Source organism: Streptomyces sp. SID1328, assembly GCF_009865595.1.
Taxonomy (GTDB): domain Bacteria; phylum Actinomycetota; class Actinomycetes; order Streptomycetales; family Streptomycetaceae; genus Streptomyces; species Streptomyces griseoluteus.
Map to the genome: position 1 here is coordinate 1 of NZ_WWKH01000765.1, position 2,031 is coordinate 2,031.

Below are 2,031 nucleotides of genomic sequence, written 5' to 3' on the forward strand. Positions count from 1 at the left end.
GTCGTCCCGCAGGACCGGCCCGGCGACGACCCGGCCTGACGGTCAGGACGCCCGGTCGCGGGCCTGCTCGGCGGCGGCCCGCACCGGGCCCCGGTACAGCGGGCCGTGGCCGGGCAGCAGCACGTCACCCTCCAGTTCGGCGATCAGCGCCAGCGAGGTCACGGCCCGGTCCGTGTCGTGGTGGAAGAAGCCGTGCAGCATCTGCGGGCCCCGGACGCGGGAGGTCGCGTGCCCGGTGATCAGGGCATCGCCGGAGATCACGACGCCCGCTCCGGGCAGGTGGTAGACGCAGTGCCCGCCGGTGTGGCCCGGCGTGTGCACGGGCACCGGGTGCCCCGGCAGATCGAGGGCGCCACCGGACTCGAACGGCTCGGGCTTCACCACCGGGTTGTGCTCGGTGCCGCCCGCCTTGACCACATGCACCGCCCACGGCACCACACCGGGCCGCCAGGCGTTGCGCACCACGTCACCGATCGAGCACTGCTGCAGGAAGTCCCGCCGGGCGTGCGGCACTTCGGCCGGATGCAGCAGCACCGGCGTGCCGTGGGCGGCGCGCAGGTACTCGGCCGAGCCCAGGTGGTCGTTGTGGGCGTGGGTGATCAGCACCGCCGTCACCGCCTCGGGCGAACTGCCCACGGCGTCGAGGGAGTCGAGCAGCCCCTGCCGGTCTCCCGGATACCCGGTGTCGATGAGACTGACGTCCTCACCGTCCTTCAGGATCACCCAGTTGACGTGGTGACCCCGCACGAGGTGGACGCCGTCCGCGACTTGCTCTGCCTGTGCCCGCATGTTCCCCTCGGATTCCGGCCGATGACCTGACGGCGTCAGCCAACCAGATGCCGGGTCAGCGCACCCCGCGAGGGCGGAACTGGATGCTGATCCGGGGCCCGGCGGCCCGCGCCGACTTGGGGACGCAGTGCTCCCAGGTGCGCTGGCAGGAGCCGCCCATCACGATCAGGTCGCCGTGCCCGAGCGGCCGGCGTACGGCCACCGGGCCACCGCCCGCCGGACGCAGCAGCAGATCGCGCGGGGCGCCGACCGAGAGGATGGCGACCATCGTGTCCTCGCGGCTGCCCCGCCCGATCCGGTCGCCGTGCCACGCCACGCTGTCCCGGCCGTCGCGGTAGTAGCACAGCCCGGCCGTGACGAAGGGCTCGCCCAGCTCCGGTCCGTAGTGCGCCGAGAGCACCTCGCGGGCCTCGTCCAGCACCGGGTGGGGGAGCGGGTCCCGGTCGCGGTAGAAGGACAGCAGGCGCGGTACGGACACCACGTTGTCGTACATCCGGCGCTGCTCGGCCCGCCAGGGGACCTCCGCGGCGAGCTGTTCGAACAGCGCGTCGGCCCCGCTCAGCCAGCCCGGCAGCACGTCGATCCAGGCCCCCGAGCCCAGTACGGTCCGCTCCAGCCCGTCGAGAGAGCCGAGGCTCAGCTCGTCGGCCTGGTCGAACAGCGAACTCTGGAGGTGCGTGGACATGGGGACAGCGTACTCCTGAATCGAAAGTGTGTTCTAGCGATCATGAACCCTCTCGTGCAACCCGAGCGCGCGGCTCTTTCCATACATAGATGTATCGGATACGTTCCTGTATCGAAAGCGAGGTGCGGGCGATGACGGCCGAGGAGAAGGCGCCGCGGGTCACCAAGCGGCGGGCGCGGACGCGGGCCGAACTGCTCGCCGCCGCCTTCGCGGTGTTCGCGGCCAAGGGGTTCGGGCGAGTCTCCATCGAGGAGGTCTGCGAGGCCGCCGGATACAGCCGGGGTGCCTTCTACTCCAACTTCGCCACGCTCGACGAGCTGTTCTTCGCCCTGTACCAGGAGCGCGCCGACCTCATCGCCGCCCAGGTCGCCGAGGCGCTCGCCCAGGACGGCCCCGCGCTGGACGTGGCCGCCTCCGTGGACCGCGTCGCCGAGGTGCTCCTCCTCGACGTGGACTGGCTGCTGGTGAAGACCGACTTCCTCGTGCACGCCGCCCGCGACCCGGCCGTCGCCGAGACCCTGCTGCGGCACCGGGCCCGGCTGCGCGAGGCCGTCGCC

The 2,031-nt window shown here is 72.2% G+C and carries 3 protein-coding genes; 1 reads left to right on the forward strand and 2 read right to left on the reverse strand.

All coding sequences use genetic code 11. From position 1 onward, the window contains the following. Positions 1-42: 42 nt before the first annotated feature. Positions 43-789, reverse strand: a complete 747-nt coding sequence (locus tag GT030_RS24595; protein WP_161202969.1) for an MBL fold metallo-hydrolase — start codon at positions 787-789, stop codon at positions 43-45. 55 nt (positions 790-844) lie between these two features. Next, positions 845-1,474, reverse strand: a complete 630-nt coding sequence (locus GT030_RS24600) for an alpha-ketoglutarate-dependent dioxygenase AlkB (RefSeq protein WP_161202970.1) — start codon at positions 1,472-1,474, stop codon at positions 845-847. A 131-nt stretch (positions 1,475-1,605) separates the two neighbouring features. Here GT030_RS24600 and GT030_RS24605 point away from each other — a divergent pair. Then, on the forward strand, positions 1,606-2,031 hold a 426-nt coding region (locus GT030_RS24605; protein WP_161202971.1), incomplete at its 3' end, for a TetR family transcriptional regulator.